This window comes from Mycobacterium sp. Root265 (assembly GCF_001428895.1).
Lineage (GTDB): Bacteria > Actinomycetota > Actinomycetes > Mycobacteriales > Mycobacteriaceae > Mycobacterium.
Genome location: NZ_LMJA01000002.1, coordinates 241121 through 264976, shown reverse-complemented (window position 1 = coordinate 264976; position 23856 = coordinate 241121). Strand labels below are relative to the sequence as shown.

The following is a 23856-nucleotide window of genomic DNA, read 5'->3' as shown; positions in this document are numbered from 1 at the left end:
CGCGGGGCAAACCTAGGGCTATAAGCGCGTAATATGCAACCGTTTCCTGGGCGCGTCGCCCATCAGATCGTCAAGCGCGCCAAAAGATCCCGCCCCTGCTCGGCGCTCTGCGGGTCACAGAGGACGTCATAGCGGCCAGCGACGAGCTGCATGGTGGAGCTGAAATCTCTTGTGCCACGGGCCATCGCGTACGGGATGGCCGAGGTGATGAGGCCGAAGAACACGCCCGCGATCAGACCGGTGGCCAGCGCACCCCACGGGCTCGGACTGAAGAACCCGAGAATCAGACCGATGAACAGGCCCAGCCACGCGCCCGAGAGCACGCCGCCGCCGATCACCTTCGGCCAGGACAGCCGGCCGGTCACCCGTTCGACCTGCATCAGGTCCACACCCACAATGGTGACCTGCTGGACCGGAAACTGTTGATCGGAGAGGTAATCCACCGCGCGCTGCGCCTCGGCGTAGGTCGGGTAGGCCCCGATCGGCCAGCCCTTCGGTGGGGTCGGCAGTGCCGCCGGGTTACGCACACCCGGCCTGCCGACGGGATCCTTGCCGGGTTGGAGGGGACCGGTCATAGCTACTCGTTCTCCTTCGTTCGCGTCAGCGCCCCACGACCTGTGCAGACGGGTACGCGTCCTGCGGGTTCGATGGCACAACCCTAGCCCCCGACAGGCCGGCGCGTGCCGCTGCCCTGCAGTCGAATCACCCCGGGTACCAGCACGTACGCTAGGTTTGAGTGATGACCAATCCGGGTGAGGACGCAGGGGCAACGCCACCATCGGATGCGAGTTCCGGTACGGAACCGACGTCCGCCGGTTACGAGGCACCGCCGATCGAGCAGTCCCCCGCCGAGCCCTCCCAGCCAACAGCGCCGAGCTATCCCGACTACTCGCCGCCGCCGGCCTACGGCGGCTATGACGCCCCGCCGAGTTACCCGCAGCCCGACGCCGCACCGCCGAACCATGGGACGCCCGGTTACGACCCGGCCGCCGGTTATCCCCCACCCGCATTCACCCCGCCGGACTATTCGTCCACCGGCTATCCGCCCCCGCCTCCCGGCTACGGCGCGCCCCAGGGCGTCCCGCCGTTCGGTGGACCGCAGTACGGCGCACCCCAGTACGGCGGGCCGCCCCCGGGTTATCCGCCGGCGCCGCCCTACGGCGCGGTGCCGGGCTACGGCGGATACGGGCCGCCGCCGCAACCCGGGACCAATTCACTGGCCATCGGGTCGCTGGTCGCCTCACTGGTCGGAGTCATCTGCGGGATCGGGTCGATCATCGGCATCGTGCTCGGCGTCGTCGCGCTCAACCAGATCAAGCAGAACAACCAGGGCGGCCACGGACTTGCGGTGGCAGGTATCGCGGTCGGTGCGCTGACGCTGGTGTTCAGCCTCATCCTGGCCTTCGCGGTGCTGTGAGCGACGGTTCACAGCAGCCGGCTCCCGGCGATCCGAACGCACCGTGGGACTACCCGGCTGATCCGGGTCTGCCGCCGCCGATCCATCCCGGCCCGCAGGCCGGGTTCCCCGGGGGACCGGGTTTTCCCGGCGCACCCGGCTTCGCACCGCCCGGCTACCCGGCGTACCCGGGGTATGACCCGTACCGGCCGGCGAAACCGCTCGGCACCAACGGCAAGGCGGTCGGCGCGCTGATCGCCGCCCTGGTCGGCCTGCTGTTCTGCGGTGTGCCCTCGGTGGTCGGCCTGGTGCTCGGTGTCATCGCCATGCGCGAAACCAGGCGCACCGGCCAGGACGGCTACGGTCTGGCCCTGGCCGGAACCATCATCGGCGGTCTGGTCACCGCCGGCCTGGTGCTGATGATCCTGCTGTGGATCGGCGTCATCGCCAGCGGCTTCAGCCTGGTCTAAGCGGGCGGCCGATACGGCGCGCCGGAGCGCGTCATCCCTGCGGCACGTCCCTTACCCGCGACCACCAGAGCCATCTTGCGGCTCGCCTCATCGATCATCTCGTCACCGAGCATCACCGCACCGCGTGCGCCACCGGCCGCCGAGGTGTGCCACTCGTAGGCCTCCAGGATGAGCTCGGCGTGGTCGTAATCAGCCTGCCGCGGGCTGAACAGCTCGTTGCCCGCGGTGATCTGGTCGGGGTGCAGCACCCACTTGCCGTCGTATCCGAGCGCGGCCGATCGGCCCGCCACCCGCCGGAACCCCTCGACGTCACGCACCTTCACGTAGGGCCCGTCGATCGCGTTCAGACCGCGGGCGCGCGCGGCGATCAGGATCTTCATCAAGACGTGGTGGTGGGCATCGCCGATGTCGTACCCCTCGGGCTGCCCGCCGACCTCCAGCGTGCGCATGTTGAGGCTGGCCGCCATGTCGCCGGGGCCGAGCACCAGTGCCTGCACCCGCGGGGCGGCGGCGATGGCGTCGATGTTCGTCAGGCCCAGCGCGTTCTCGATCTGCGGCTCGATGCCGATGCGGCCGACCGGCAGTCCGTGCGTCTTCTCCAGTTGGGTGAGCAGCATGTCCAGCGCGTGCACATGGGTGGCGTCGGACACCTTGGGCAGCACGATGATGTCGAGGTTCGCCCCGGCACCCGCCACCACCTCGATCACGTCGGCGTGGGTCCACGGTGTCGTCCAGTCGTTGACCCGCACACCGCGCAGCGATCGGTCAGACCAGCCCGGCCCGGCCAGAGCCGCGGCCACCCGGGTCCGGGCCTCGGCCTTGGCATCGGCGGCCACCGCATCCTCCAGGTCGAGGAAGACCTGATCGGCGGCCAGCGTCTTGGCTTTCTCAATCATCTTGTCGCTGCTGCCCGGAACCGACAGACACGTTCGTCGGGGGCGATACACGTTGTCCACGCCCCTAGTCTCTACGCTTTGAGTCATGGCGGCGGTTACCCGGGTATATGCGGCCCGCCTGGCGGGCATGGTTGTCTTCGGCCCGGACGGCGAATCGATCGGCCGTGTCCGCGATGTGGTGGTCAGCATCAGCATCGTCCGCCAGCAGCCACGAGTCCTCGGCCTGGTTGTCGAACTGCTCACCCGCAGAAGGATTTTCGTGCCGATCCTGCGGGTCACCGCCATCGAGCCCAGCGCCGTCACGCTCACCACCGGCAATGTCTCACTGCGCCGGTTCTCCCAGCGCCCCGGTGAGGTGCTGGCGCTCGGGCAGGTGCTCGAGACGCGCGTGCGGGTCGACGATCCCGACCTCGACCAGCTCGCCGGACTCGATGTGGTCGTGGTCGATCTCGGTATCGAGCAGACCCGCACCCGGGACTGGGTGGTCACCAAGGTGGCGGTACGCCCGCAGCGCCGGCTGGGGCGCCGCAGCAATGTCTATCCCGTGGACTGGCAGCACGTGCACGGGCTCACGCCGTCCGGACTGGCCATGCCCGATCAGGGTGTCGCCCAGCTGCTCGAGCAGTTCCAGGGACAGCGCCCGGTCGAGGTGGCCGATGCCGTGCGCGAGCTGCCGCCCAAGCGGCGCTTCGAGGTCGTCAACGCGCTCGACGACGAACGCCTCGCCGATGTGCTGCAGGAGCTGCCCGAGGACGAGCAGGTGGCCGTGCTGCGCCAGCTGAAGACCGAACGCGCCGCCGACGTCCTGGAGGCGATGGATCCCGACGACGCCGCCGACCTGCTCGGCTCGATGGCGCCGGCCGACGCCGAACAGTTCCTGCGCCGGATGGATCCCGAGGACTCCGAGGACGTGCGACGGCTGCTCAGCCACTCGCCGAACACCGCAGGCGGTCTGATGACCTCCGAGCCGGTGGTGCTGGCACCGGACACCACGGTCGCCGAGGCACTGGCCCGGGTCCGCGATCCCGATCTGACGCCCGCGCTGGCGTCGCTGGTCTTCGTGGTGCGCCCGCCCACCGCCACGCCGACCGGCCGCTACCTGGGCTGTGTGCATCTGCAGCGGCTGCTGCGCGAACCGCCGGCCGCACTGGTCAGCGGCATCGTGGACAAGGACCTGCCGAGCCTGCGCCCTGAGCAGACCCTCGGGGCACTGACCCGCTATTTCGCCGCCTACAACCTGGTCTGCGGGCCGGTGGTCGATGAGGAGCACCATCTGCTCGGCGCGGTGTCGGTCGATGACGTGCTCGACCATCTGCTGCCCGACGACTGGCGCGAACGCGAAGCCGAGTCGCTGATCGTCACCACGGAGAAGGCGACTTGAGCGACCGGATCGACACCCCACGGGCATCGCGGCGGCGCTTCACCCCACAGTTCGACGTCGAGGCCGCGGGCCGCTTCGGTGAGCGGTTCGCACGGTTCCTGGGCACCGGCCGCTATCTGGCGATCCAGACGGTGTTCGTGATCGTCTGGATCCTGCTGAACCTGTTCGCGCTCACCCTGCAGTGGGATCCGTATCCGTTCATCCTGCTCAACCTGGCCTTCTCCACCCAGGCCGCCTACGCCGCGCCCCTGATCCTGCTGGCGCAGAACCGCCAGGAGAACCGCGACCGGGTCGCGCTGGAGGAGGACCGCCGCCGCGCCGAGCAGACCAAGGCGGACACCGAGTACCTGGCCCGCGAGCTGGCCGCGCTGCGCCTGGCGGTCGGCGAGATGGCCACCCGTGACTACCTGCGCCGCGAACTCGAGGAGTTGCGCGAGATGCTGGTCGAGTTGGTGCCACCCAAACCGAAGAAGAGCAAGGGCAAACGCGCGGCCGAACCGGTGTCACCGATCGATGAGCCGGAAACCGATTCCTAGCCGCCTACGCGCCGATGAAAATCCTTGCCACCCATACCCGCACCACGGAGACTTGCGACTAGGTATGGTGACCTGGTTCACAAACGGTCGGGTACCGCAAATCTAGGACGGTTGAGTGGTCAAAGGGGGAGCCTCCGCCCTCGCTGCAGCGCGGCACGGAGCAAGTCGACTGATGCGCACCGTGGCTGATTCGGCTCCGAGTACCCGTGGATTGCTGGGAATCGCCATCCTCACCCCGCTGGTCCTGACGCTGGGCGTCGGGGCCTCCGCGCCCATCGTGAAGCCGGTCCTGGAGACCACCGTGACGCCGCTCGCGGCCGTCGTCACCACACCCGACAGCGATACCGGTGTCAGCGTGGTGGCCGCCATGAAGGCACCGCGCCCGTTCCAGACCGCGGGCACCGCACTGTCCGCTCCCCCGCCGGCCGCCGTGGTGAGTGCCCCTGGCAACCTCCGCATTCCGACGGTCGCCCTCAACGCCTACCGCAACGCCGAACGGATGATGGCCTCGGCGGCGCCGACCTGCGGGATGAGCTGGAACCTGCTCGCCGGTATCGGCCGCATCGAGTCCATGCACGCCAACGGCGGCGCCACCGATGTCAACGGCACCGCGGTCAAACCCATTCTCGGACCCAGCCTGGACGGAACCCTGCCGGGCAACGAGGTCATCGTGCAGAGCCGCAACAACGAACGGGTGACCTACGCCCGCGCGATGGGCCCGATGCAGTTCCTGCCGGGCACCTGGTCGCGGTATGCCTCCGACGGCAACGGTGACGGCAAGGCCGAGGTGCAGAACCTGTTCGACGCGACGCTGGCCGCCGCCCGGTACCTGTGCAGCGGTGGCCTGAACATGCGCGATCAGAGCCAGGTGATGACGTCGATCCTGCGCTACAACAACTCGGTCGCCTATGCGCGCAATGTGCTGGGCTGGGCCGCGGCGTACGCCACCGGTGTGGTGCCGGTGAATCTGCCGCCCATCACCGGACCGGTGCCCGCACTGGGCATGGGCAATGTGCACCTGGATACCAATGCCGAGGGCCTTGGGCCCGGTCTGCCGCTCAACGCGCTGGGATTGCCGTCGACCGACCCGATGGCCGTCATGCCGTTCTTCGATCTCGGCCGCGCCGATGTGGCGGATCGCCTGCCGGTGCCGCCGGGCCCGGGTGATCCCGCGGCTGTCCCGAACTGCGCGGTGTTCTGCCTCGGCGAGAACACGCCCGCTCCGGCGGCGCCGTTCAACCCGTTCGCACCGCCGCCCGCGGCAGCGCCGTTGAACCCGTTCGCACCGCCGCCCGCGGCAGCGCCGTTCAATCCCTTCGCGCCCCCGCCTCCGGCCGCCGCACCGTTCAACCCGTTCGCGCCGCCACCCCCGGCTGCTGCGCCGGCCGCGCCGTTCAATCCGTTCGCTCCGCCGCCTCCCGCTGCGCCGGTGGCTCCCGGGCCGCTCGGCGCGGCACCGGGCCCCGCGCCCGGCCCCGTGGCCTGAGCGTCGGACGCCGCCTCGCGGTCTGAGCGGCCCGGCGGACCGTGGGTCCGTCGGCGCGGCCTAGACTCGCGGGTGATGTCCTCGCCTAATACCGACCTGGAAGCCGCGGTTCGCACCGCGCTCAGCAAGGTCGTCGATCCCGAACTGCGCCGCCCGATCACCGAAGTGGGCATGGTCAAAGGTGTCACCGTCGACGCCGATGCCGGCGTACACGTCGAGATCTACCTGACCACCTCGGCCTGCCCGAAGAAGAACGAGATCACCGACAAGGTGACCGCGGCGGTCACCGACGTCCCGGGCACCGGTGCGGTCAAGGTCACCCTGGACGTGATGAACGACGAGCAGCGCACCGAGCTGCGCAAGCTGCTGCGCGGCGACTCGCGCGAACCGGTGATCCCGTTCGCCCAGCCCAACTCGCTGACCCGTGTCTATGCGGTGGCCTCCGGCAAGGGCGGCGTCGGAAAGTCAAGTGTCACCGTCAATCTCGCGGCGGCGATGGCCGAGCGCGGTTTGTCGGTGGGTGTGCTCGACGCCGATATCTACGGCCATTCGGTGCCGCGGATGATGGGTGTCGTGGACCGGCCCACCCAGGTCGATTCGATGATCCTGCCGCCGATCGCCCATGACGTGAAGGTCATCTCGATCGCCATGTTCACCCAGGGCAACACCCCGGTGGTGTGGCGCGGCCCGATGCTGCACCGCGCGCTGCAACAGTTCCTGGCCGACGTCTACTGGGGCGATCTGGACGTGCTGCTGCTGGACCTGCCGCCGGGCACCGGCGATATCGCCATCTCGGTGTCGCAGCTCATCCCGGGCGCGGAGATCCTGGTGGTCACCACCCCGCAGTCGGCGGCCGCCGAGGTCGCCGAGCGCGCCGGTGCGATCGCTCTGCAGACCCGTCAGCGCATCGTCGGCGTGGTGGAGAACATGGCCGGGCTGACCCTGCCGGACGGCACCGTCATGAACATCTTCGGCTCCGGTGGCGGCGCCCAGGTGTCCGCGTCCCTGACCCGGGCGGTCGGCGCCGATGTGCCGTTGCTGGGTCAGATTCCGCTGGAGCCGAGCCTGGTCTCCGCCGGAGACTCCGGGGTCCCGCTGGTGTTGTCGACGCCGGACTCGCCCGCCGCCAAGGAACTGCGCAAGGTCGCCGATGCTCTCGGTGCGCGTAAGCGTGGCCTGGCCGGGATGTCGCTGGGCCTGGACCCCGCCGGACGTTAGGTCGCGTCGCTGTCGAAGCGGGCGCCGCTGGGCGGCTCGCTGCCGGTGACCGGCGGTGTCGGGTCCGGTGACGTCGGCTCGGGCGCGGGTTTCGGTGCGTCCGGGGACACCGGTTTGACCGGCTTGTCGAAGTTGCCGGTCAGGAACGAGTCGTCCCCGTCGAGCAGATGCTTGGTCAGCGCCGCCCGCGGCGTCATCCCGCGCAGCTTCTGCAACTCGCTCAGTGGTTCGCGCAGGTCGTCGAACTCCGGGCCGAGGTCCTGACGCAACTGGCTGGTCGCGCCGCTGAGGTACTCGCGCGCCTGGCGTACCGCCCCGGAGGTCCATCGGATCGCTCCGGGTAACCGTTCGGGGCCGAGGATGACCAGGCCGGCCACCACCAACAGCAGCATCTCGCCCCAGCCGACATTCGCGAACATGTTAGGGAGCGCCGTCGCCGATCGGGGTGACGGTCAGGGTGACCCGGCGACCGTCGCGGACGACCTCGATGGGGGCGGGCTCGCCGATCTTGAGCTGGCGCACGGCGACGACGAACTCGTCGGCGTCGGCGACATCGCGGTCTCCGACCTTGACCACCACGTCGTTCTCCAGGATGCCGCCACGTTCCGCGGGTCCGCCGACCTTGACATCGGCGATCTGCGCGCCGGAGGCCAGGTCATTGCTGGCCGAACGGGCGGTCAGACCGAGGGTGGGATGAGAGATCTTGCCGGCCTCGATGAGCTTCTGCGCCACATCCTTGACCTCGTTGACCGGGATCGCGAAACCCAGACCGCTGGCGCTGTCGGACAGCGACTTACCTGCGGTGTTGATCCCGATGACCTCGGCGGACATGTTGATCAACGGGCCACCGGAGTTGCCGTGGTTGATCGAGGCGTCGGTCTGCACACCGTCGATCACGGTGTCGGTGTCGGAGCCGTCGCCGGACAGCGGCAGCGGGCGGTGCAGCGCGCTGATGATGCCGTGGGTGACGGTGCTGCGCAGACCCAGCGGGGCACCCGCGGCGATCACCTGTTCGCCGACCTGCAGCTTCTCCGAGTCGCCCAGTTTGGCGACGCTGAGGTTGTCGACGTTGTCGACCTTGATCACCGCGAGGTCGGTCTTGGGGTCGCGGCCGACGAGGTTGGCCGGGACCTCCTTGCCGTCGTTGAACACGACGGTCATCTTGTACTTGCTCGGGTTGATCGCGGCCTCGGAGATGACGTGGTTGTTGGTCACGATGTAGCCGCGCCCGTCGATCACGACACCGGAGCCCTGCGAGCCCTCCTGGTCGCTGGTGGCTTCGATGGTGACCACCGAATCAGCAACGGCGGCAGCAACTTCGGCGAACTGTCCGGCGGGCTCAGCGGGGCGGTCACTGGTGTCCAGGGTGACCTTGGAGGTGGTGAAGGCCTCCACCACCTCGGCGGTCTTGCGGCCGACGACGCCGCCGAGGGCTCCGATGACCAGCGCGATGATCGCCAGGATCACCAACGCGGTGATCGACACCCTGCGACCGAAGAGCACATCGCGCACGCCGAGCTTGCCCTGCGGCGCCTGCACGGTGACCGGAGCGCTCGGTACGGCCGCAGGGGCCCCGAGTGCCGCGGGGGCGGACGGGTCGCGCCACGGATCGTCGATGTCGTCGGCGTCGGTGTCCCGTTCGGCTTCCAGGGCGCCGGCGTCGGCCGGGTGGCGCTGCAGCGAGTCGCCCGCGGCGTAGGGGCGTCCGAAGGCCTCGGCCAGGACCGGGTCCGGGGACAGGTTCTTGGGGGTGTACTCACCCTGGTCGCGGTGCTTGTCCTCGCCGAGGAACGATCCGGACACGCCGTCCGGACGGCCGAAGGCGCGCTGTGACGCCGGGTCGACGGGCGGACGCGAAACCGGACGGGGGGCCAGACGCGGGTTAGTGCCCGATTGGTCCTGATTGGTCACCCGTGCATCACTCCCCGGTCAAGCGCGCGCCGATGACGGCGCCCGCAATTGAATCTCTTCGCATAAACCCTACCGGCGCTTGCGCCGGGCACGACCTGCGCCTTCAGCTACCTGCTGGGGAGCTTCCTCGGGGGCTGGTGTCTCGGGATTGCGGTCCGGTATCTGAGACAACAGACCGAGCAGAGAATTGGGCATCGCGATCGGGCAGGCGTCGCGCAGTGCCGACCGCGCCTGGCGCTGGGCATCAACCTCACCGGCACACGACGGGCACAGCGACAGATGGTGTCCGGCGCGCAGATGCGCGGTCATCCGCAGCTCACCGTCGACGAAAGCCGCGATGGCCTCGGTGGACAGATGCTCGGTGGAGCCGAAACGGCGCGGCCCGACGGGCTCGCTGCTCTGCGATGCGAACTGCGCGGGCAGCCAGGAGAAAGCGCGACGGAACACATCGCCCGGGTCAGCCATCACCCGACTCCTCTCGGAACGCCGCGCCATTGAACACACACTGCTCATTTGAATGTAGCGCGGTAATCCGCGCCTCACACCCACGACGCTCAGGCGGAGGCGGTCAGCTGATCCGAATGCTTGGCCAGATGCTCACGCAGTGCCTGCCGACCGCGGTGGATACGGCTGCGGACGGTGCCCAGCTTCACACCGAGCGTCGCGCCGATCTCCTCGTAAGACAGACCCTCGATGTCGCAGAGGACGACGGCGGCGCGGAACTCCGGCGGCAGCGAGTCCAATGCGGCCTGCAGGTCCGGCCCCAGTCGCGAATCGTGATAGATCTGCTCGGGGTTGGGATCCTCGGCCGGAACCCGGTCGTAGTCCTCGGGCAGCGCTTCCATGCGGATGCGGGTACGGCGGCGCACCATGTCGAGGAACAGGTTGGTGGTGATGCGGTGCAGCCAGCCCTCGAAGGTGCCGGGCTGGTAGTTCTGCACGGAGCGGAACACCCGGATGAACGTCTCCTGGGTGAGATCCTCGGCATCCTGCTGACTGCCCGACAGCCGGTAGGCCAGCCGGTACACCCGGTCGGCGTGCTGGCGGACCAGTTCGTCCCAGGACGGCATGGCCGCCTTGTCGCCGGTGGCGTCGAAGACCGCGGTGCCGGTCAGCTCGTCGGAGGGCTCCACCCAGTCGCCGTCGGTGTACTGCTCCAGATGGGGCATGGACACCGGGCTGGCAACAGTGCTTCCGGCGCTTCCTGAGGCTGCGGCGTTGGCGATCGTGGGATCCTCCGAATCAAGGTGGCAGGCCGTTTTGGTCGGCGTCTGCGCGTTGTCGATGGAAACGTGGCCGAGGCCATCCGTATTCCGTGATCGCAAGCTTTCGCCGTGTTCCATGGGAAGTACCGTCTCCGACCGGGGTGTGCCTGGCATATGAGCAAACTGAACAATTCCTGAGAATGCGGATTACCCATGGTTCGACCAGGTAAAACCAGCGGAAATCGGGTGTGATTCTCGTATCAGGGGCGGGCGTGTCGGGGTGGCGCCGGTCGCCGTTCGCTCTACGCTGCGGGCATGGCCAGCACCGACGACGCCGCCCAGTCGATCGTCTCGCACGCGGAGGCGTCGATCACCGAGGACGCGGTGACTGCCGCTGCGCGCGAACGTGCGGTGGACAGCGGCGCGGGTGCGGTGACCCCCGCCGTCGGTGCGCTGCTGAGCGTGCTGGCCAGACTGACCGGCGCGAAGGCCGTCGTCGAAGTGGGCACCGGAGCCGGCGTGAGCGGCCTGTGGCTGCTGGCCGGTATGCGTGAGGACGGCGTGCTGACCACCATCGACGTCGAACCCGAGCACCAGCGGTTGGCCAAGCAGGCATTCACCCAGGCCGGCGTCGGGGCATCGCGTACCCGGCTGATCAGCGGCCGCGCGCAGGACGTCCTGACCAGACTGGCCGACGAGTCCTATGACCTGGTGTTCGTCGACGCCGCCCCGGCCGACCAGCCGCAGTACGTCGCCGAAGGTGTGCGGTTGCTGCGCCCGGGCGGGGCGATCGTGGTGCACCGCGCCGCACTCGGTGGGCGCGCCGGGGATGCCTCGGCCAACGACGCCGAGGTCGCCGCGGTGCGCGAGGCCGCCCGCCTGATCGCCGAAGACGAGCGCTTCACCCCGGTGCTGATTCCGCTGGGCGACGGCCTGCTCGCCGCGGCGCGCGACTAGCTCCTTTCCACAAGCAGTTCCCCGCGAGATTGCACGTGCCGCGGGGTCCACTCGCACGTCCACGCGGCAACCGCAATCTCGCGGCCAAACACCCTTGACGCTCGACTGAACGCGCGTTTAGTCTGTTGAACATGCGTTCAGCCGACGATCTGACCACCACCGCGCGGATCCGCGACGCCGCGATCCAACAGTTCGGCGAGCACGGGTTCAACACCGGTGTGCGGGCGATCGCCACCGCCGCCGGAGTCAGCGCCGGGTTGGTCATCCATCACTTCGGCTCCAAGGACGGCCTGCGCAAGGCCTGTGACGACTACATCGCCGAGCAGATCCGCAGCGCGAAATCGGAATCCATCCAATCCTCCGATCCGGCAACATGGCTCGCCCAGATGGCCGAGATCGAGCACTACGCGCCGATGATGGCCTACCTGGTGCGCAGCATGCAGTCCGGCAGCGAACTCGCGAAAGGCTTCTGGCAGAAGATGCTGGAGAACACCGAGGAGTACCTGGAGGCGGGCGTGCGGGCCGGGACGCTCAAACCCAGCCGAGACCCCAAGGCGCGGGCCAAGTACCTCGGAATGATGGGCGGCGGCGGGTTCCTGCTCTATCTGCAGTTGCACGACAACCCATCCGACGTGCGGGCGGTGCTGCGCGACTACGCCGAAGACATGGTGTTGCCCGCCCTGGAGGTCTACAGCAACGGCCTGATGACCGACTCCACGATGTACGACGCCTTCGTGGCCCAGCGCGAAAAAGGCGTCGCCTTCAGTGCACCCGAACAAGGAGAGCAGTGATGACCAACGCAGTCGAGATCAGCGCGCTGACCAAGAGATTCGGCCGGAGCACGGCACTGGACGGACTGGACCTGACCGTCGCCCCCGGCGATGTCGCCGGATTCCTCGGACCCAACGGCGCCGGAAAGTCGACGACCATCCGGATCCTGCTCGGCCTGCTGCGCGCCGACAGCGGCACCGTGCGACTGCTGGGCGGTGACCCCTGGCACGACGCGGTCGCGCTGCACCGCAGGATCGCCTACGTGCCGGGTGATGTCACGCTCTGGCCCAATCTGACCGGCGCACAGGCCATCGACTTCCTCGCCCGTCTGCGCGGCGGCCAGGTCGACACCCGCCGCCGCGATGAGCTGATCCAGCGGTTCGAGCTGGACCCGCACAAATCGGCCCGCACCTACTCCAAGGGCAACCGGCAGAAGGTCGCCATCGTCGCCGCGTTCAGCACCGACGCCGAGTTGTACATCCTCGACGAGCCGACCTCGGGCCTGGACCCGTTGATGGAGAAGAACTTTCAGCACTGCGTTGCCGAGGTGGCCGACCGCGGCGCAGCGGTACTGCTGTCCAGCCACATCCTCGCCGAGGTCGAAAAGCTCTGCGACAACGTCACCATCATCCGTTCCGGGCGCACCGTCCGTTCCGGCACGCTCACCGAACTGCGCCACCTGATGCGCACCACCGTCACCGCCCGCACCCGGGGTGATGGTGCACAGATGCACGAGCTGCCCTTCGTCCACGATTTCGCGGCGCAGGACGGGCAGATCAGCTTCTCGGTGGACCGCGCCGATCTCGACACCACCATGGACCGCCTAGCCGGCCTCGGTATCGACGAACTCGCCGTGGCGCCGGCCTCACTGGAAGACCTGTTCCTGCGCGAGTATCAGGGGGTGAGCTAGGTGAGCACCCCCGTCGCGCATGCCGACCACCGGGCCGGCGCCGCGCAGTCACCGTTGACCGGCACCGGCACCCTGCTCCGACTGGCGTTGCGCCGCGACCGCATCCGGCTCACGGTGTGGCTGGCCTTGCTCACCCTGATGATGGCCTACACCCCGGGTGCCCTCGAGGTGGCCTACCCGGGCGAGGAACAACGTCTTGCCCGCATCAACCTGATGCAGACACCGGCCGGGACCATCATGGGCGGCCCGATGTTCGGCGGCAACGAGACCGCACTGGGCGCCATGATCGCCAACGAACTGATGCTCACCATGATCGTGGCCACCTCGATCCTGGCCATCCTCACCGTCGTCAGGCACACCCGCCGCGACGAGGAGAGCGGTGCAGCAGAGCTCGTGCTGTCCTCGGTGGTCGGCAGGCACGCCCGCACCATCTCCGCATTGACGTTGGTGGGCGCGGTCAATGCCGTACTCGCGGTCACGATGACCGTGGCGCTCGCCGGCTACGGTTTCGCCGTCCCGGACAGTGCGGCGCTCAGTCTCGGTATCACCGGGGCGGCAACAGTTTTCGGCGCCTTGGCGGCCGTCACCGCCCAGCTGTGGCGGCAGGCACGCACCGCGACGGGCGCGGCGATGGGCGCCCTCGCACTGGCCGTGCTGGTCCGCGGCATCGGCGATGTCATCGACCCCTCGGGCAGCGCCCTGAGCTGGTTCTCCCCCATCGCCTGGGCTCAGCAGATGCGGTCCTTCGTGGACGTGCGCTGGTGGCCGCTGCTCATGCTGATCGGGCTCACCGCAATGCTGGTGGCCACCGCCGTGATGCTGGAATCCCGGCGCCAGTACGACGACGGCATCATCAGGTCCAGCGGCGAACGTCCCGACGCACACGCGATACCCAATGTCTTTGTCCTGCACCTGACCCTGCAACGCGGCCAGTTGATCGGTTGGAGCGTCGGACTGTTCCTGGGCGGTCTGGCATTCGGATCGATGACGAAATCGCTGCTGAATGCGGCGCAGGAGAACGAACTGCTGGCGCGGGTGCTCGCCGTGTCGGGCACCGACGGTGTCTACACCACCATGTCGCAGTTCCTGGCGGCGGCAACCGGCGCCTATGTGGTCTCCGCCGTGCTGCGCACCTACAGCGACGAGGAATCAGGGCTGTCCGAGCCGGTGCTGGCCGCCGCGGTGTCGCGCTGGCAGTGGCTGTTGACGTCGGTGGCCGCGGCGCTGACCGGTGCGGCCGCGTTGTTGCTCTGCGCGGGGCTGGGCAATGGTCTGGGCGCCGGTCTGACCGTCGGCGAGCCGGCCACCGTGTGGCGGCTGACCCTGGCCGGTCTGGCCTTCCTGCCGGCCATGGCGGTGCTCGCCGCGATCGCCGCGCTCGCGGTCGCGCTGCGCCGGCCCTGGATCGGCTGGCTGGCCGTGGCATTCGTGGTGGTGTCGCTGTATCTCGGTGCGCTGCTGCGGTTGCCGCGATGGCTGCTGGACGCCTCCCCGGTCGGGCAGACGACCGCACCGACCGATTTCCCGCTCACCGCGCTGGCGACGATGGTGGCCGTCGCGGCCGCCGGGACGCTGCTGGCCGGGTGGATCTACCGAACAAGGGACGCGGTATGAAATTCATCGCACAGACGGTCCTCGGGCTGGTCTTCTTCGTCGCCGTCCTGTTCTGGCCGGCCGGCACCTTCGACTACTGGCAGGCGTGGGTCTTCCTGGCGGTGTTCATCGCGACGACCACCCTGCCGAGCATCTATCTGGCCGTCCGCCACCCGGACGCCCTGGCCCGGCGAATGAGGGCCGGCCCCACCGCCGAAAACCGCCCGGCGCAACGCATCATCATGACCCTCACGCTGGCGCTGGTGGTCGCGACGTTCGTGCTCTCGGCGCTCGATCACCGCTTCGGGTGGTCGCAGGTCCCGGTGTGGCTGGTCATCGTCGGCAATGTCCTGGTCGCCGTCGGGCTCAGTGTCGCCCAACTCGTCGTCGTGCAGAACAACTATGCGGCGGCGACCGTGCAGGTCGAGGCCGACCAGCCACTGGTGTCCACGGGGCTCTACGGATTGGTGCGCCACCCGATGTACACCGGCGCGGCCGTCATGATGATCGGCACCCCGCTGGCCCTGGATTCGCTGTGGGGCCTGCTGGGCGTGGTGGCCTCGGCACCGGTGATCGCGGCACGCATCCGCGACGAGGAGCAGATGCTCACCGAGGAACTGGCCGGCTATCCCGAATACATGGCAACAGTGCGCTACCGGTTGGTGCCCCACCTCTGGTGATCGCACACCGGTTGGGGTGACGCCGTCGCCCTCGATACAGTGCTGGTCATGGCCGACAAAGCATGCCCGGGTAGCGGGAAGAGTTGGACGGTCGATATCGAGGGCAAACCGATATGCCCCCGGTGCCGCCGCTCGCTGGCCACCGTGGCCGGAAAAGGACGCAAGATCAAGGACCTGCCCGAGGTCCCCCGGCACGACAAGCCGTCCCGGGCGACCACCAGGAACACCCGCCGTCCGAACTGATCCGATCGGGCACCGTCCGGCCACATACTGAATCCATGGAGCTGCTCACCGGTTTCGGGCTGGCCACCGCGGCCGGGCTCAACGCCTACATCCCGCTGCTGGCGCTGGGCCTGCTGTCGCGGTTCACCGAACTGGTGTCGCTGCCCGCGGGCTGGGCCTGGCTGGAGAACGGCTGGGTGATGCTCATCGTCGGGGTGCTGTTGACCGTCGAGATCGTCGCCGACAAGATCCCGGCGCTGGACTCGGTGAACGACGCCATCCAGACGTTCGTGCGGCCGACGGCGGGTGGCATCGTCTTCGGGTCGGGCACCGCCGCGCAGACCGCCGCGGTCACCGATCCGGGCGCTTTCGCGTCATCGGGCCAGTGGATCGGCGTCGTCATCGGCGTCGTCACCGCACTTGTCGTGTCGCTGACCAAATCCGCCGTACGCCCGGTCGCCAACATCGGGTCGGCAGGGATGGCCGCCCCGGTGCTGAGCACCGCCGAGGACGTCACCAGTGTGGGGTTGGTCTTCGTGTCGCTGCTGCTGCCGCTGTTGATCCTCGTCGTACTCGCCGCCGTCGCCCTCGCGGTGGTCCAGGTGTGGCGGTGGCGCCGGCGCCGCGCGCAGGCAGAGCGCTAGATCCAGATCCCCTTGCCGACGGCGACGATGCCGCCGGAACTGATCGAGAACCGTTCACGGTCCTTGTCCAGGTCGACGCCGACCATCTCGCCGGGTCCGACGACGACGTTCTTGTCCAGGATCGCCTTGCGCACCACCGCGCCGCGGCCGATACGCACCCCGGGCATCAGCACGCTGCCCTCGACGATCGCGCCGTCGTCGATGGCGACGTTGGACGACAGCACCGAATTGCGCACCGAGGCCGCCGAGATGATGCTGCCCGCGCCCACCACGGACTCCTGGGCGGAGCCGCCGTTGACGAACTTGGCCGGGGCCAGGTTCTCCGAGCCGCCACGGATCGGCCAGCGCTTGTTGTACAGGTTGAACACCGGGTGCACCGAGACCAGATCCATGTGCGCGTCGTAGAACGCGTCCAGGGTGCCGACATCGCGCCAGTAACCGTGGTCGCGTTCGGTGGCCCCGGGCACCTCGTTGTCGTCGAAGTCGTAGACGCCCGCCATCCCGTCGGCCACCAACCGCGGAATGATGTCGCCACCCATATCGTGGTCGGAGGTGTCTTCGTCGGCGTCGGCCTTGATGGCGTCGATGAGCACCTTGGTGGTGAAGATGTAGTTGCCCATCGAGGCGAAGGTCGACTCGGGGTCGTCGGGGGTGCCTGGCGGGTCGGCAGGCTTCTCCACCCACCCGCGGATGCGGCCCGATTCGTCGGCGTCGATGCAACCGAAGGCCGAGGCCTCCGAGCGCGGCACCCGGATACCGGCCACCGTGGCACCCGCACCGCTCTCGATGTGGTGGGCCAGCATCTGCTCGGGATCCATCCGATACACGTGGTCGGCACCGAAGATGACGATGTAGTCCGGGTCCTCGTCGTAGATCAGGTTCATCGACTGGTAGATCGCGTCGGCTGATCCGGTGTACCACCGCGGTCCCAGCCGCTGCTGCGCCGGGACGGGCGTGATGTACTCCCCCGCCAAACCCGACAGCCGCCAGTTCTGCGAGATGTGCCGGTCCAGCGAGTGCGATTTGTATTGCGTGAGAACGCAGATCCGCAGGAATCGCGCATTCACGAGATTCGACAGAACGAAGTCGATCAACCGGTAGCCACCGCCGAACGGCACCGCCGGCTTCGCCCGGTCCGCCGTCAATGGGTAAAGGCGCTTACCTTCCCCCCCAGCCAGGACGATGCCCAGCACATGTGGCGCTTCCCTCATGCTGCCAACCTATCTGGCCTGCCGCGGTGCGGCTAGCCAATCGCCCGATCGAACTGCTGCGAGTCAAGGTGTTTGGGCGCTCGGGAACACGTGTGAACGCTGATCATGATTCGTGAACTGGATGAGGGGTGCGCGGCGAAGTTTCGCCGGTTACCGTGCACACCATGCGCGTGGCGATGATGTCTCGGGAGTATCCGCCGGAGGTCTACGGCGGGGCAGGCGTGCACGTGACCGAGCTCGTCGCCCAGCTGCGGCGACTGTGTGAGGTCGATGTGCACTGCATGGGCGCACCGCGGGACACCGCGATCGTCGCGGCGCCCGACCCCGCCCTGGCGTCCGCCAACCCGGCGCTGTCCACGCTGTCGGCCGACCTGGTGATGGCCAATGCCGCCGCCGGGGCGACCGTCGCGCATTCGCACACCTGGTACACCGGGATGGCGGGGCATCTGGCCTCGCTGTTGCACGGGATCCCGCACGTGCTGACCGCCCATTCGCTGGAGCCGATGCGGCCGTGGAAGGCCGAGCAGCTCGGCGGCGGGTACCGGGTGTCGTCCTGGGTGGAACGCACGGCCGTGGAAGCGGCCGACGCGGTGATCGCCGTGAGCTCCGGTATGCGCAAGGACGTGCTGGCCACCTACCCGACCCTGGATCCCGCGCGGGTGCACGTGGTGCGCAATGGGATCGACACCGCGGTCTGGTTCCCGGCCGAGCCCGAGCCCGAGGGTTCGGTGCTGGCCGAGCTCGGCGTGGACCTCAACCGGCCGATCGTGGCGTTCGTCGGCCGGATCACCCGGCAGAAGGGTGTCGCGCACCTGGTGGCCGCGGCGCACCGCTTCGACCCCGACATCCAGCTGGTGCTGTGCGCAGGTGCACCCGACACCCCGGAGATTGCCGCGGAGATCAGTTCGGCGGTCCAGGATCTGGCCGCCGCACGTTCGGGCGTGTTCTGGGTGCGAGAGATGCTGCCGACCGGCAAGATTCGCGAAATTTTGTCGGCATCAACGGTTTTCGTGTGCCCTTCGGTGTATGAACCGCTGGGCATCGTCAACCTCGAGGCGATGGCCTGTTCGACGGCCGTCGTCGCTTCCGATGTCGGCGGCATTCCCGAGGTGGTGGCCGATCACGAAACCGGGTTGCTGGTGCACTACGACGCCAACGACACGGTGTTCTTCGAGACCCACCTGGCCGATGCGGTCAACGCACTGGTTGCCGATCCCGACCGGGCACGCCGCTACGGCGAGGCCGGGCGGCAGCGTTGTATCGAAGAGTTCTCCTGGGCGCGTATCGCCGAGGAGACCCTTGCGATCTACAACGTGGTGACGAGCTAGTTAGCTCGTCACGTTCTTGAGCTCGTCGCCCAGTGCGGCGGCCTCATCGGGGGTGAGCTCGACGACGAGCCGCCCTCCGCCTTCCAGTGGTACCCGCATCACGATGCCGCGCCCCTCTTTGGTCGCTTCCAATGGACCGTCACCGGTCCGGGGCTTCATCGCCGCCATCGTGTGCTCCCTCCGCATGAGCCGGCCCGCACTGAACGGACCCGATCAAGCCGGCGTCAACCGGCACAGAATTGGTACTGAACTAAACCTATTGTTCCCTATTGCGTCGCTGCAGTGTGAAAAGACCCGGCGAAACGCACCGACCGTGACCGGAAAGATAACGCTCACGCCGCCGCAGGCACCCAGCATGAGGCGATGTGATCGTCGACCATTCCCGTTGCCTGCATCAACGCGTAGGCCGTCGTGGGGCCGACGAAACGAAAGCCCCGACGCTTGAGTTCCTTGGCCATGGCTGTGGATTCCGGCGTGATGGCGGGCACCGCGGACAGCTCCGCGGGGCGGGTTCTCACCGCGGGTGCGAACGACCACAGCAAATCGGAGAGGTCGATGTCGAGGTCGGCGATGGCGCGCGCGTTGTTGATGGTGGCCTCGATCTTCGCGCGGTTACGCACGATTGCGGCATCCTCCATCAGCCGGGCGATGTCGCGGTCGGTGAACCGGGCGACCTTGTCGATGTCGAACCCCTTGAACGCGTGCCGAAACCCGTCACGCTTGCGCAGGATGGTCAACCAGGACAGACCACTCTGAAAGGCCTCCAGGCTGACCCGTTCGAACAGCGGCACGGTCCCGCGCAGTCGTTTGCCCCACTCAGTGTCGTGATACTCCCGGTAGAGCACCCCGTTGGGGCTGGAATCGGTTGGTACCCAGCCACATCGGATCCGTCCGTCATCGGCGACCGGCGCGGTCACGACTCGTCCGGCTTGGCGTGCGCAGCCTCGTGGACAGCCGGCCGGTCCTCGTTGTCCTCCAGCCCGTAGGCGGCACGCACCGTGTCCAACTCGCCACGCAGCGAATCGAGTTCGGCGCCCAGCCGGTCGAGCACCCAGTCCACCTCGCTGGTCTTGTAGCCGCGCAGCGTCTGGGTGAACTTGACGTCGTCGACGTCGGCACCGGTCACGCCGGAAGCCGGCAGCACGGTCGCCGTGGTGGCCCGCGGAAGTGGCGGCAACTGTTCGCCGCGGCCGAACAGCACACTGCCCAGGGCAAACAACACCGTGCCGACCAGGATCAGCACCACCAGGTACATCAGTATCAGTGTCACGCCTCGATACTGCCCTACCCGTGTGACAAGGAAGACCCCTAGCGCGGGCGCAACGTGTTCATCGGGGGCCGGTCGGCCAGCGACACCGTGGAGGTGCGCGGGGTGTAGTCGTCACCGTCGGCGAAGAACTGCGTCAGCCCCACCCCGGAGTCGGGAATGCCGCAGCGGCTCAGCAGCGTGGCGATCACCTGCCGGCTCATCGCGGCCAGCTCGGTCAGCGGGCGGTTGCGGTGCTCGCGGACCCCCAGATTGACCTGCGCGATGCCGTCCAGGCCCAACCGGTCGTAGGTGTCGATGAGCAGGCCGATCTCGACGCCGTAGGCAGGCGCGAACGGTACCGAGGTCAGTAGTTCACGAGTGCCCGCGTACTCACCGCCCAGCGGCTGCAGCAGGCAGGTCAGCTCCGGTCGCAGGGCCGCCAGCAGCGGCCGTGCCACGAGCTCGGTGACGCGACCGCCGCCGTTCTTGTCCTCGCTGCCGCTGACCTTGAGCGGCCGCCGGTAGAACCCCTTGACCAGGTGCACACCGTCGGTGGTCAGCAGCGGGCCCAGCAGCTTGGGCACGAACATCGGATCGGGGTCGATCAGGTCGGAGTCGACGAAGACGACCAGGTCACCGGTGGTCGCGGCGAGCGAACGCCACAGCACCTCACCCTTGCCGGGGTTGGTCGGCACCTCGGGCAGCGCCTGTTCCCGGCTCACCACGCGGGCGCCGGCGGCGACCGCCCGGATCTCGGTGTCATCGGTGGACCCGGAGTCCAGCACGATCAACTCGTCGACCAGACCGCCCAGCAGCGGGGTGATGGTCTCCACCACCGAGGCGACGGTCTCTTCCTCGTTGAGCGCCGGGAGCACCACCGAGATGGTGCGGCCCGCCTTGGCGGCGATCAGCTCCTCCACGGTCCAGGACGGCCGGCCAAAGCTGTGGTCTGCCATCCAGCGGTGCCCTGACACAGCGTCAGTCTCGTTCATTGCGGTCAGTTCTGGTGTCAGCTCAGATAGCACCGTCATGCCAGTCCCCTCACCGTGCGCGTCGGTGGACGCGATCCGTGGATCGACGCGACCATTTCCAGTACGCGTCGAGTGGGGCCGACCTCATGCACCCGGAACATGGCTGCTCCATCGGCGGCGGCCAAAGCCGTCGCCGCCAGCGTGCCCTCCAGGCGTTCGGTCAGTCCCACACCCAGAGTCTCCCCGACAAAATCCTTGTTGCTCAGGGCCATCAGGACAGGCCATCCCGTGTTTACAAGATCTTTTACGTGGCGCAACAAACTAAGGCCGTGGTAAGTGTTCTTGCCGAAATCGTGGGTCGGATCGATCAAGATCGCGTCCCGGGACACCCCCACCGACACGGCGTGCTCGGCCGCAGCGGTGACTTCGGCGATCACATCGTCGACCACGCCGCGTTCGCTGATGCCGTAGTTCACCCGGAACGGCCGGGTCCGCGGGATGGCGCCGCCGGTGTGTGAGCAAACCAGTCCGACACCGAACTCCGCGGCGACCTCCGGCAGGCCGGGGTCGGCTCCGGCCCAGGTGTCGTTGATGAGGTCCGCACCGGCCGCGCAGGCCTGTTTGGCGACCGTCGCGCGCCAGGTGTCCACGCTGATGAGTTGATCGGGATAGGCACCGCGCAGCCATTCGATGAACGGCACCACCCGCGCGATCTCCTCGTCGGCATCCACGGTGTTACCCGGGCCCGCCTTCACCCCACCGATGTCGATGACGTCGGCGCCGTCGGCGATCTTGCGGTGGGCGGCCTCCATGGCGGCCTCGTCGGTGAACGTGGCGCCGCGGTCGTAGAACGAATCCGGTGTGCGGTTGACGATGGCCATGATCATCGCCCGGTCACCGGCGACCGGGCGGCCCAGCCACGTCATTTTCCCGTCGCTGCGCTCACCCCTGCCTGTCAACTGCACACTCCCAGGCTACGGCCACGCGATTTCGGCGTGATGTGTTGCGCTGACCGCAGCGGATCACGCCGAAATGGTTCAGGACTTCGGGCGCTTGCCGTCCTTGACCTCGTCGACGTACTCCGGATAGAAGGGCACGTAGCCCTCCTCGCGCCCGGCCAGCACGTAGAGCGGGTCCTCGATGTCCTCGCCGTAGCCCTGCTTGCGCAGTTCGACCTTCTGGCTCTTGAACGTCGAGGTGTGCGCCAACTCCGGCACGATCCGGATGAACAGCGGCACCGCGTAGGGCGGCAGATGCGCGTAGGCGGTCCGCGCCAAGGCGGCCCCGTCGAACTCGGCCCCCGACTTGAGTTGCAGCGCAACCATGCCCGCTCGGCCACCGGCGCCGGGCACCTCGACGCCGAACACGGTCGCCTCCTCGACCTGCGCATCGCTGGACAGGCCGGCCTCCACCTCGGTGGTCGCGACGTTCTCGCCCTTCCACCGGAAGGTGTCGCCGAGCCGATCGGCGAAGGCGGCGTGCCCGAAGCCCTGGGAACGCATCAGGTCCCCGGTGTTGAACCAGACGTCGCCGTCCTTGAATGCGTCACGCACCAGCTTCTTTTCGGACGCCGACTTGTCGGTGTAGCCGTCGAACGGCTGGAAGCTGCTGACCTTCGACAGCAGCAGGCCGGGCTGTCCGCGTTTGACCTTGCGCAGCCTGCCGTCCGCGGCGCGCGCAGGTTCCCCGGTGTCGAGGTCGTATTCGACGAAGGCCACCGGGCTCGGGCAGATGCCGGTCGACTTGGACACATTGAAGACGTTGACGAAGGCGGTGTTTCCCTCACTGGCGCCGTAGAACTCGCAGACCCGCGGGATGCCGAAGCGTTTGGTGAACTCGTCCCAGATGGCCGGGCGCAGTCCGTTGCCGACGATGACGCGCACCTTGTGGGCGCGGTCGGTCGGCTTGGGCGGCTGGTTGAGCAGGTATCCGCAGATCTCACCGATGTAGACGAACGCGGTGGCCTCATGACTGATGACCTCGTCCCAGAACCGCGACGCGGAGAACGACTTGCCCAGTGCCAGTGCCGCTCCTGCGTTCAGCGCGGAACCGACCGACACCGTGAGCGCATTGTTGTGATAGAGCGGTAGGCAGCAATAGAGGGTGTCGTTGCTGTTCAGGCGCAGGCCGAGCCCGCCGAATCCGGCCAGTGCGCGCAACCAGCGGTAGTGGGTCATCACACTGGCCTTGGGCATGCCGGTGGTGCCCGAGGTGAAGATGAAGAACGCCTTGTCCTTGGCCAGCACCGCCGCGGTGGCGGCCGGGTTGGTGGTGGGCGCGGTGGTGGCGGCCTGCCGCAACTCTTCGACGGTGACCAGGCCTTCGGTCTCCACGCCGCTCTCGGTGATCGGTTCCACCAAGTCGGATTCGGCGATGATGGCCTTCGCGTTGAGCAGACCGATGCTGTGGGCCAGGACGTTGCCACGCTGGTGGTAGTTGAGCATGCCGGCGGTGGCTCCGCATTTGACGGTGGCCAGCATCAGCAACACCGAGTCCGGGGAGTTGCGCAACATTATACCGACGACGTCGCCGTGGCCCACTCCCCGGGCGGCCAGCACCGCGGCGTAGCGGTTGACGGTCTCGTTGGCCTGGCGGTAGGTGATCTTCTGATCTTCGAACTTCAGGAACACCCGGTCGCCGTACTGCGCGGCGCGGTCCTGGAAGACCTTGCCGATCGAGGTCTTGGCGGTGGGCCGGGCACCCATGCCCGTGACCACACCCCGCACGATCGCCGGCGCGTCCATCAGCAGCCCGGGAATCTTGGTGGCGATGTCGAGCAGGCCGACGCTGGTACGCGTTGTGTCGTCACTCATGGCCGTCA

The 23856-nt window shown here is 68.1% G+C and carries 27 protein-coding genes; 14 read left to right on the top strand and 13 right to left on the bottom strand.

The features are described 5' to 3' along the window. Window positions 1-62: 62 nt before the first annotated feature. Window positions 63-575: a general stress protein gene (locus ASE48_RS04575; protein WP_156409043.1), complete on the bottom strand. Its 513-nt coding sequence runs from the start codon at window positions 573-575 to the stop codon at window positions 63-65. Between the two features lie 164 nt (window positions 576-739). Here ASE48_RS04575 and ASE48_RS04570 point away from each other — a divergent pair, with 164 nt between their 5' ends. Both ASE48_RS04570 and ASE48_RS04565 read left to right on the top strand, forming a co-directional pair. Continuing rightward, window positions 740-1417 carry a DUF4190 domain-containing protein gene (locus ASE48_RS04570; protein ID WP_057165996.1) on the top strand — a complete coding sequence of 226 codons (678 nt, stop codon included), beginning with the start codon at window positions 740-742 and terminating at the stop codon, window positions 1415-1417. Further along, a complete protein-coding gene (locus ASE48_RS04565) occupies window positions 1414-1866 on the top strand; it encodes a DUF4190 domain-containing protein (protein WP_057165838.1) in 453 nt (150 codons plus the stop codon). Before ASE48_RS04570 ends, ASE48_RS04565 begins: the two co-directional genes overlap by 4 nt. Here the strand turns inward: ASE48_RS04565 and ASE48_RS04560 are convergent. Next, window positions 1863-2822: an HpcH/HpaI aldolase/citrate lyase family protein gene (locus ASE48_RS04560; protein WP_082614001.1), complete on the bottom strand. Its 960-nt coding sequence runs from the start codon at window positions 2820-2822 to the stop codon at window positions 1863-1865. The genes ASE48_RS04565 and ASE48_RS04560 overlap by 4 nt on opposite strands. A 25-nt stretch (window positions 2823-2847) precedes the next feature. Between ASE48_RS04560 and ASE48_RS04555 the strand changes: the two genes are divergently transcribed. From ASE48_RS04555 to ASE48_RS04540, 4 genes are all read left to right on the top strand, one after another. Next, window positions 2848-4143: a magnesium transporter MgtE N-terminal domain-containing protein gene (locus ASE48_RS04555; RefSeq protein ID WP_057165836.1), complete on the top strand. Its 1296-nt coding sequence runs from the start codon at window positions 2848-2850 to the stop codon at window positions 4141-4143. After that, window positions 4140-4679, top strand: coding sequence for a DUF1003 domain-containing protein (locus tag ASE48_RS04550; RefSeq protein WP_057165835.1), 540 nt, complete (start codon window positions 4140-4142; stop codon window positions 4677-4679). Before ASE48_RS04555 ends, ASE48_RS04550 begins: the two co-directional genes overlap by 4 nt. A 172-nt stretch (window positions 4680-4851) precedes the next feature. Beyond that, window positions 4852-6165: a lytic transglycosylase domain-containing protein gene (locus tag ASE48_RS04545; RefSeq protein ID WP_057165834.1), complete on the top strand. Its 1314-nt coding sequence runs from the start codon at window positions 4852-4854 to the stop codon at window positions 6163-6165. Window positions 6166-6240: 75 nt separating this feature from the next. Further along, a complete protein-coding gene (locus tag ASE48_RS04540) occupies window positions 6241-7383 on the top strand; it encodes an Mrp/NBP35 family ATP-binding protein (protein ID WP_057165833.1) in 1143 nt (380 codons plus the stop codon). On the opposite strand, the gene tatB is transcribed toward ASE48_RS04540, so the two are convergent. The 4 genes from tatB to sigE form a co-directional block, all read right to left on the bottom strand. Further along, window positions 7380-7802: a Sec-independent protein translocase protein TatB gene (gene tatB / locus ASE48_RS04535; RefSeq protein ID WP_057165832.1), complete on the bottom strand. Its 423-nt coding sequence runs from the start codon at window positions 7800-7802 to the stop codon at window positions 7380-7382. The genes ASE48_RS04540 and tatB overlap by 4 nt on opposite strands. A gap of 1 nt (window position 7803) precedes the next feature. Beyond that, window positions 7804-9294, bottom strand: coding sequence for a serine protease HtrA (gene htrA, locus ASE48_RS04530; RefSeq protein ID WP_057165831.1), 1491 nt, complete (start codon window positions 9292-9294; stop codon window positions 7804-7806). Window positions 9295-9363: 69 nt separating this feature from the next. Then, window positions 9364-9759: an anti-sigma E factor RseA gene (gene rseA / locus ASE48_RS04525; RefSeq protein WP_057165830.1), complete on the bottom strand. Its 396-nt coding sequence runs from the start codon at window positions 9757-9759 to the stop codon at window positions 9364-9366. An 89-nt stretch (window positions 9760-9848) separates the two neighbouring features. Next, window positions 9849-10637 carry an RNA polymerase sigma factor SigE gene (gene sigE / locus ASE48_RS04520; protein WP_057165829.1) on the bottom strand — a complete coding sequence of 263 codons (789 nt, stop codon included), beginning with the start codon at window positions 10635-10637 and terminating at the stop codon, window positions 9849-9851. A 177-nt stretch (window positions 10638-10814) separates the two neighbouring features. On the opposite strand from sigE, the gene ASE48_RS04515 reads away from it, so the two are divergent. From ASE48_RS04515 to ASE48_RS04485, 7 genes are all read left to right on the top strand, one after another. Beyond that, window positions 10815-11456 (top strand): O-methyltransferase, encoded by a 642-nt coding sequence (locus ASE48_RS04515; protein ID WP_057165828.1) that lies wholly within the window; start codon window positions 10815-10817, stop codon window positions 11454-11456. Window positions 11457-11587: 131 nt separating this feature from the next. Then, entirely contained in the window at window positions 11588-12247 is a 660-nt protein-coding gene (locus tag ASE48_RS04510) for a TetR/AcrR family transcriptional regulator (protein WP_057165827.1), read from the top strand. Next, the gene (locus ASE48_RS04505) at window positions 12247-13137 is read left to right on the top strand and encodes an ABC transporter ATP-binding protein (protein ID WP_057165826.1); all 891 of its coding nucleotides are present in this window, start codon (window positions 12247-12249) and stop codon (window positions 13135-13137) included. The genes ASE48_RS04510 and ASE48_RS04505 overlap by 1 nt, the downstream gene beginning before the upstream one ends. Beyond that, the gene (locus ASE48_RS04500; RefSeq protein ID WP_057165825.1) at window positions 13138-14751 is read left to right on the top strand and encodes an ABC transporter permease; all 1614 of its coding nucleotides are present in this window, start codon (window positions 13138-13140) and stop codon (window positions 14749-14751) included. It abuts the gene before it with no gap. Then, the gene (locus ASE48_RS04495; RefSeq protein ID WP_057165824.1) at window positions 14748-15410 is read left to right on the top strand and encodes a methyltransferase family protein; all 663 of its coding nucleotides are present in this window, start codon (window positions 14748-14750) and stop codon (window positions 15408-15410) included. Before ASE48_RS04500 ends, ASE48_RS04495 begins: the two co-directional genes overlap by 4 nt. A gap of 48 nt (window positions 15411-15458) precedes the next feature. Further along, entirely contained in the window at window positions 15459-15653 is a 195-nt protein-coding gene (locus ASE48_RS04490) for a hypothetical protein (RefSeq protein WP_156409041.1), read from the top strand. Window positions 15654-15688: 35 nt separating this feature from the next. Continuing rightward, on the top strand, window positions 15689-16276 hold the full coding sequence (locus ASE48_RS04485; RefSeq protein ID WP_057165822.1) for a DUF4126 domain-containing protein: 588 nt from the start codon (window positions 15689-15691) through the stop codon (window positions 16274-16276). Here the strand turns inward: ASE48_RS04485 and glgC are convergent. After that, the gene (gene glgC, locus ASE48_RS04480) at window positions 16273-17487 is read right to left on the bottom strand and encodes a glucose-1-phosphate adenylyltransferase (protein WP_057165821.1); all 1215 of its coding nucleotides are present in this window, start codon (window positions 17485-17487) and stop codon (window positions 16273-16275) included. The genes ASE48_RS04485 and glgC overlap by 4 nt on opposite strands. A 164-nt stretch (window positions 17488-17651) precedes the next feature. On the opposite strand from glgC, the gene glgA reads away from it, so the two are divergent. Further along, a complete protein-coding gene (gene glgA, locus ASE48_RS04475) occupies window positions 17652-18815 on the top strand; it encodes a glycogen synthase (protein WP_057165820.1) in 1164 nt (387 codons plus the stop codon). On the opposite strand, the gene ASE48_RS04470 is transcribed toward glgA, so the two are convergent. From ASE48_RS04470 to fadD6, 6 genes are all read right to left on the bottom strand, one after another. Further along, window positions 18816-18983: a DUF3117 domain-containing protein gene (locus ASE48_RS04470; RefSeq protein ID WP_005059648.1), complete on the bottom strand. Its 168-nt coding sequence runs from the start codon at window positions 18981-18983 to the stop codon at window positions 18816-18818. Between the two features lie 164 nt (window positions 18984-19147). Beyond that, window positions 19148-19732 carry a DNA-3-methyladenine glycosylase I gene (locus ASE48_RS04465; protein WP_057165818.1) on the bottom strand — a complete coding sequence of 195 codons (585 nt, stop codon included), beginning with the start codon at window positions 19730-19732 and terminating at the stop codon, window positions 19148-19150. Continuing rightward, window positions 19729-20085 carry a DivIVA domain-containing protein gene (locus ASE48_RS04460; RefSeq protein ID WP_057165817.1) on the bottom strand — a complete coding sequence of 119 codons (357 nt, stop codon included), beginning with the start codon at window positions 20083-20085 and terminating at the stop codon, window positions 19729-19731. Before ASE48_RS04460 ends, ASE48_RS04465 begins: the two co-directional genes overlap by 4 nt. A gap of 38 nt (window positions 20086-20123) precedes the next feature. Next, window positions 20124-21056 (bottom strand): glucosyl-3-phosphoglycerate synthase, encoded by a 933-nt coding sequence (locus ASE48_RS04455; RefSeq protein ID WP_156409040.1) that lies wholly within the window; start codon window positions 21054-21056, stop codon window positions 20124-20126. A gap of 35 nt (window positions 21057-21091) precedes the next feature. Next, complete coding sequence (folP, locus tag ASE48_RS04450; protein WP_082614000.1) at window positions 21092-21961, bottom strand: dihydropteroate synthase; 870 nt, start codon at window positions 21959-21961, stop codon at window positions 21092-21094. 111 nt (window positions 21962-22072) lie between these two features. Then, the gene (gene fadD6 / locus ASE48_RS04445) at window positions 22073-23848 is read right to left on the bottom strand and encodes a long-chain-acyl-CoA synthetase FadD6 (protein WP_057165815.1); all 1776 of its coding nucleotides are present in this window, start codon (window positions 23846-23848) and stop codon (window positions 22073-22075) included. Window positions 23849-23856: the final 8 nt, after the last annotated feature.

Bases quoted from the DNA above. Each gene is read 5' to 3' on its own strand.
- ASE48_RS04495 (WP_057165824.1), top strand. From the start codon at position 14,748: ATGAAATTCATCGCACAGACGGTCCTCGGGCTGGTCTTCTTCGTCGCC.
- ASE48_RS04455 (WP_156409040.1), bottom strand. From the start codon at position 21,056: ATGAACGAGACTGACGCTGTGTCAGGGCACCGCTGGATGGCAGACCAC.
- ASE48_RS04490 (WP_156409041.1), top strand. From the start codon at position 15,459: ATGGCCGACAAAGCATGCCCGGGTAGCGGGAAGAGTTGGACGGTCGAT.
- ASE48_RS04555 (WP_057165836.1), top strand. From the start codon at position 2,848: ATGGCGGCGGTTACCCGGGTATATGCGGCCCGCCTGGCGGGCATGGTT.
- ASE48_RS04515 (WP_057165828.1), top strand. From the start codon at position 10,815: ATGGCCAGCACCGACGACGCCGCCCAGTCGATCGTCTCGCACGCGGAG.
- glgC (WP_057165821.1), bottom strand. From the start codon at position 17,487: ATGAGGGAAGCGCCACATGTGCTGGGCATCGTCCTGGCTGGGGGGGAA.
- rseA (WP_057165830.1), bottom strand. From the start codon at position 9,759: ATGGCTGACCCGGGCGATGTGTTCCGTCGCGCTTTCTCCTGGCTGCCC.
- sigE (WP_057165829.1), bottom strand. From the start codon at position 10,637: ATGGAACACGGCGAAAGCTTGCGATCACGGAATACGGATGGCCTCGGC.
- ASE48_RS04510 (WP_057165827.1), top strand. From the start codon at position 11,588: ATGCGTTCAGCCGACGATCTGACCACCACCGCGCGGATCCGCGACGCC.
- ASE48_RS04505 (WP_057165826.1), top strand. From the start codon at position 12,247: ATGACCAACGCAGTCGAGATCAGCGCGCTGACCAAGAGATTCGGCCGG.
- ASE48_RS04575 (WP_156409043.1), bottom strand. From the start codon at position 575: ATGACCGGTCCCCTCCAACCCGGCAAGGATCCCGTCGGCAGGCCGGGT.
- tatB (WP_057165832.1), bottom strand. From the start codon at position 7,802: ATGTTCGCGAATGTCGGCTGGGGCGAGATGCTGCTGTTGGTGGTGGCC.
- ASE48_RS04545 (WP_057165834.1), top strand. From the start codon at position 4,852: ATGCGCACCGTGGCTGATTCGGCTCCGAGTACCCGTGGATTGCTGGGA.
- ASE48_RS04570 (WP_057165996.1), top strand. From the start codon at position 740: ATGACCAATCCGGGTGAGGACGCAGGGGCAACGCCACCATCGGATGCG.
- ASE48_RS04540 (WP_057165833.1), top strand. From the start codon at position 6,241: ATGTCCTCGCCTAATACCGACCTGGAAGCCGCGGTTCGCACCGCGCTC.
- ASE48_RS04485 (WP_057165822.1), top strand. From the start codon at position 15,689: ATGGAGCTGCTCACCGGTTTCGGGCTGGCCACCGCGGCCGGGCTCAAC.
- glgA (WP_057165820.1), top strand. From the start codon at position 17,652: ATGCGCGTGGCGATGATGTCTCGGGAGTATCCGCCGGAGGTCTACGGC.
- folP (WP_082614000.1), bottom strand. From the start codon at position 21,961: ATGACGTGGCTGGGCCGCCCGGTCGCCGGTGACCGGGCGATGATCATG.
- fadD6 (WP_057165815.1), bottom strand. From the start codon at position 23,848: ATGAGTGACGACACAACGCGTACCAGCGTCGGCCTGCTCGACATCGCC.
- ASE48_RS04470 (WP_005059648.1), bottom strand. From the start codon at position 18,983: ATGGCGGCGATGAAGCCCCGGACCGGTGACGGTCCATTGGAAGCGACC.